This is a genomic window from Chryseobacterium sp. RLHN22, assembly GCF_051011795.1.
In the GTDB taxonomy this organism is placed as follows: Bacteria; Bacteroidota; Bacteroidia; order Flavobacteriales; family Weeksellaceae; genus Chryseobacterium; species Chryseobacterium zhengzhouense.
This window is the reverse complement of record NZ_JBPCHW010000047.1, coordinates 1-5,316: the sequence shown is the minus strand read 5'-3', so window position 1 is coordinate 5,316 and position 5,316 is coordinate 1. Positions and strand designations below refer to the sequence as shown.

Sequence of the window (5,316 nt, the reverse complement as noted above, 5' to 3'; positions counted from 1 at the left end):
GAAGATCATTGACATACAATATAACAACCAAGTAAGGAAAAACTAAAGCGTTAAAAAACTTTGAGTGAGTCAAGAACAAACATACAATGGAGAGTTTGATCCTGGCTCAGGATGAACGCTAGCGGGAGGCCTAACACATGCAAGCCGAGCGGTAGAGATCTTTCGGGATCTTGAGAGCGGCGTACGGGTGCGGAACACGTGTGCAACCTGCCTTTATCAGGGGGATAGCCTTTCGAAAGGAAGATTAATACCCCATAATATATTTTACGGCATCGTGGAATATTGAAAACTCCGGTGGATAGAGATGGGCACGCGCAAGATTAGATAGTTGGTAGGGTAACGGCCTACCAAGTCAGTGATCTTTAGGGGGCCTGAGAGGGTGATCCCCCACACTGGTACTGAGACACGGACCAGACTCCTACGGGAGGCAGCAGTGAGGAATATTGGACAATGGGTGAGAGCCTGATCCAGCCATCCCGCGTGAAGGACGACGGCCCTATGGGTTGTAAACTTCTTTTGTATAGGGATAAACCTTTCCACGTGTGGAAAGCTGAAGGTACTATACGAATAAGCACCGGCTAACTCCGTGCCAGCAGCCGCGGTAATACGGAGGGTGCAAGCGTTATCCGGATTTATTGGGTTTAAAGGGTCCGTAGGCGGATCTGTAAGTCAGTGGTGAAATCTCACAGCTTAACTGTGAAACTGCCATTGATACTGCAGGTCTTGAGTAAGGTAGAAGTAGCTGGAATAAGTAGTGTAGCGGTGAAATGCATAGATATTACTTAGAACACCAATTGCGAAGGCAGGTTACTATGTCTTAACTGACGCTGATGGACGAAAGCGTGGGGAGCGAACAGGATTAGATACCCTGGTAGTCCACGCCGTAAACGATGCTAACTCGTTTTTGGGTTTTCGGATTCAGAGACTAAGCGAAAGTGATAAGTTAGCCACCTGGGGAGTACGTTCGCAAGAATGAAACTCAAAGGAATTGACGGGGGCCCGCACAAGCGGTGGATTATGTGGTTTAATTCGATGATACGCGAGGAACCTTACCAAGACTTAAATGGGAATTGATCGGTTTAGAAATAGACCTTCCTTCGGGCAATTTTCAAGGTGCTGCATGGTTGTCGTCAGCTCGTGCCGTGAGGTGTTAGGTTAAGTCCTGCAACGAGCGCAACCCCTGTCACTAGTTGCCATCATTCAGTTGGGGACTCTAGTGAGACTGCCTACGCAAGTAGAGAGGAAGGTGGGGATGACGTCAAATCATCACGGCCCTTACGTCTTGGGCCACACACGTAATACAATGGCCGGTACAGAGGGCAGCTACCAGGTGACTGGATGCAAATCTCGAAAGCCGGTCTCAGTTCGGATTGGAGTCTGCAACTCGACTCTATGAAGCTGGAATCGCTAGTAATCGCGCATCAGCCATGGCGCGGTGAATACGTTCCCGGGCCTTGTACACACCGCCCGTCAAGCCATGGAAGTCTGGGGTACCTGAAGTCGGTGACCGTAACAGGAGCTGCCTAGGGTAAAACAGGTAACTAGGGCTAAGTCGTAACAAGGTAGCCGTACCGGAAGGTGCGGCTGGAACATCTCATTTTAGAGCGTCTTAAGACGTAAAACAAAATTAGTATCCTAGGATACACAAGAACTTACTTAAAGTTCAGCTTTAGTTTTTTATTTGGTTGATATATAAAAATACAACCCACTAGAAATTAGTACAGGGATAGAGAGACAAGAGGTAGAAGTATAGAGATGATAGGGAATAGATAGGTCTAAAGAATATCAAATCTCAAATATTGAATCTCAAATCTAACAGAGTCTCGTAGCTCAGCTGGTTAGAGCGCTACACTGATAATGTAGAGGTCGGCAGTTCGAGCCTGCCCGAGACTACTAATTTAAGTGATTTGAAATTGAAAAATTTGAAATTTGAAATTCGTTGCGTATGAATATCAAATCTCAAATATCAAATCTCAAATCCACCTAGAGGGGGAATTAGCTCAGCTGGCTAGAGCGCCTGCCTTGCACGCAGGAGGTCAAGGGTTCGACTCCCTTATTCTCCACCAATTGGGTTTCAAGTTTAAAATTCAAAGTTCAAAGAACGGAAAATGAGAGCCATTTTCCTTGAACCAAGAACCTTAAACCTTGAACCAGCGATTAAGATCATTGACATTAACGGTAAAGACATCACAAAGAGAAAACCGAGCACTTATAAGTGCTTGAGTAACCTAAAATAGGAAAGAAATCGTTAAGGGCGTATGGCGGATGCCTAGGCTTTCAGAGGCGACGAAGGACGTGGTAAGCTGCGAAAAGCTACGGGGATTGGCACACACGAATTGATCCGTAGATATCCGAATGGGGCAACCCAATACATTGAAGATGTATTACTCTGATTTATCAGAGAGCAAACCCGGAGAACTGAAACATCTAAGTACCCGGAGGAAAAGAAATCGAAGAGATTCCGTAAGTAGTGGCGAGCGAAAGCGGATTAGCCCAAAAGTCTTTATATGTTTAAAAGAATGTTCTGGAAAGAACAGCCATAGAGGGTGATAGCCCCGTATTTGAAAGGCATATTTGGATGATAAATGAGTAGGGCGGGACACGTGAAATCCTGTCTGAATATGGGGGGACCATCCTCCAAGGCTAAATACTCCTGAAAGACCGATAGTGAACAAGTACTGTGAAGGAAAGGTGAAAAGCACTTCGAATAGAAGGGTGAAATAGAACCTGAAACCGTACGCCTACAAGCGGTCGGAGCACATTAATTGTGTGACGGCGTGCCTTTTGCATAATGAGCCTACGAGTTAATTTTACTAGCGAGGTTAAGGACTTCAGGTCCGGAGCCGGAGCGAAAGCGAGTCTGAATAGGGCGATGAGTTAGTAGGATTAGACGCGAAACCTTGTGATCTACCCATGGGCAGGTTGAAGCTTTGGTAACACAAAGTGGAGGACCGAACCGGTTGACGTTGAAAAGTCTTCGGATGACCTGTGGGTAGGGGTGAAAGGCCAATCAAACTGGGAGATAGCTCGTACTCCCCGAAATGCATTTAGGTGCAGCGTCGTATATAGTTTATTAGAGGTAGAGCTACTGATTGGATGCGGGGGTTTCATCGCCTACCAATTCCTGACAAACTCCGAATGCTAATAAATGTTTTGCGGCAGTGAGGGCATGGGTGCTAAGGTCCATGTCCGAGAGGGAAAGAACCCAGACCAACAGCTAAGGTCCCCAAATATATGCTAAGTTGAAGCAACGCGGTTGAACTGCATTGACAGCTAGGATGTTGGCTTGGAAGCAGCCATTCATTTAAAGAGTGCGTAACAGCTCACTAGTCGAGCGGTTCGGCATGGATAATAATCGGGCATAAGCATATTACCGAAGCTATGGATTTATAATTTATTATATCTGGTAGGGGAGCATTCTGTTTGCGCCGAAGCAGTATCGTGAGGTATTGTGGAGCGGACAGAAAAGAAAATGTAGGCATAAGTAACGATAAAGGGGGCGAGAAACCCCCTCACCGAAAGACTAAGGTTTCCTCAGCCATGCTAATCAGCTGAGGGTTAGTCGGGACCTAACGCGAACCCGAAAGGGGTAGTGGATGGACAATGGGTTAATATTCCCATACTTGCTCACACTAAAAAGGGGACGGAGTGACGTAGCTGCTGGAGACTGACGGAATAGTCAAGGCCTAGCCTTCGGGCGAAGCTGCTGTAGTGAACTCGCTTCCAAGAAAAGCCGAAGTGAAGCAACCCGTACCAAAACCGACACAGGTAGTCGAGGAGAGAATCCTAAGGTGCTCGAGTGAGTCGTGGCTAAGGAACTAGGCAAAATAGTCTCGTAACTTCGGAAGAAGAGACGCCATCAGCAATGGTGGCCGCAGTGAAGAGGCCCAGGCGACTGTTTATCAAAAACACAGGACTCTGCTAAATCGAAAGATGCTGTATAGGGTCTGACACCTGCCCGGTGCTGGAAGGTTAAGGAAGGGCGTTAGCGTAAGCGAAGCGTTTGACTGAAGCCCCAGTAAACGGCGGCCGTAACTATAACGGTCCTAAGGTAGCGAAATTCCTTGTCGGGTAAGTTCCGACCTGCACGAATGGTGTAACGATCTGGGCACTGTCTCAGCCACGAGCTCGGTGAAATTGTAGTATCGGTGAAGATGCCGATTACCCGCAATGGGACGAAAAGACCCTGTGAACCTTTACTATAACTTCGTATTGACTTTGAGTAAGTAATGTGTAGGATAGGTGGGAGACTTTGAAGCGGGCACGCTAGTGTTCGTGGAGTCGACGTTGAAATACCACCCTTTACTTACTTGGAGCCTAACTTCTTTCAGAAGGACATTGCGTGGTGGGTAGTTTGACTGGGGTGGTCGCCTCCAAAAGAGTAACGGAGGCTTTCAAAGGTACCCTCAGCACGCTTGGTAACCGTGCGTAGAGTGTAATGGCATAAGGGTGCTTGACTGTGAGACCTACAAGTCGATCAGGTGCGAAAGCAGGACATAGTGATCCGGTGGTTCCGTATGGAAGGGCCATCGCTCATAGGATAAAAGGTACTCCGGGGATAACAGGCTAGTCTCCCCCAAGAGCTCACATCGACGGGGAGGTTCGGCACCTCGATGTCGGCTCGTCACATCCTGGGGCTGGAGAAGGTCCCAAGGGTTGGGCTGTTCGCCCATTAAAGTGGCACGCGAGCTGGGTTCAGAACGTCGTGAGACAGTTCGGTCTCTATCTATTGCGGGCGTTAGATGTTTGAGAGGGCTTGATTCTAGTACGAGAGGACCGAATTGAACAAACCTCTGGTGTATCAGTTGTACCGCCAGGTGCACCGCTGAGTAGCTACGTTTGGAAGAGATAAGCACTGAAAGCATATAAGTGCGAAACTCGCCTCAAGATGAGACATCTTTTAAGGGTCGTGGGAGATGACCACGTTGATAGGCTACAGGTGTAAAGTTGGTAACAGCATAGCCGAGTAGTACTAATTACCCGTAGATTTATAGCCTATAATTATGAATGATAAGTAATAAGCGATGAATGATTATCAATCATCATTTATCAACCATCAATCATAGCTCAGGCCTTATAAGTGCAATCATGGTTTTGCCTTTGTGATGAAATTTACCGATAAATTGGTTCAAGGTTCAATGTTCAAAATTCAAGGTTATCCAACTTTGAACTTTAAACCCGAAACTTGAAACATTATAAAGCCTTTAGGGTGGTTTTAGCGGTGGGGCTCACCTGTTCCCATTCCGAACACAGAAGTTAAGCCCACCAGCGCCGATGGTACTGCGAAAGCGGGAGAGTAGGTCGCCGCCAGTTTTT

The 5,316-nt window shown here is 47.1% G+C and carries 2 tRNA genes and 3 rRNA genes; all 5 read left to right on the top strand.

Annotated elements, in window-relative coordinates:
- Nucleotides 1-83 precede the first annotated feature (83 nt).
- Nucleotides 84-1,600, top strand: a 16S ribosomal RNA gene (locus ACR1PN_RS20335).
- Between the two features lie 219 nt (nucleotides 1,601-1,819).
- Nucleotides 1,820-1,893: transfer RNA gene (locus ACR1PN_RS20330), tRNA-Ile, on the top strand.
- A gap of 96 nt (nucleotides 1,894-1,989) precedes the next feature.
- Nucleotides 1,990-2,066 (top strand) — tRNA-Ala (locus tag ACR1PN_RS20325).
- Nucleotides 2,067-2,238: 172 nt separating this feature from the next.
- Nucleotides 2,239-4,996 (top strand): 23S ribosomal RNA (locus ACR1PN_RS20320).
- Between the two features lie 209 nt (nucleotides 4,997-5,205).
- Nucleotides 5,206-5,313 (top strand): 5S ribosomal RNA (gene rrf / locus ACR1PN_RS20315).
- Together the 16S, 23S and 5S rRNA genes with 2 tRNA genes alongside form the textbook arrangement of a ribosomal RNA operon.
- The last annotated feature ends 3 nt before the right edge of the window (nucleotides 5,314-5,316 follow it).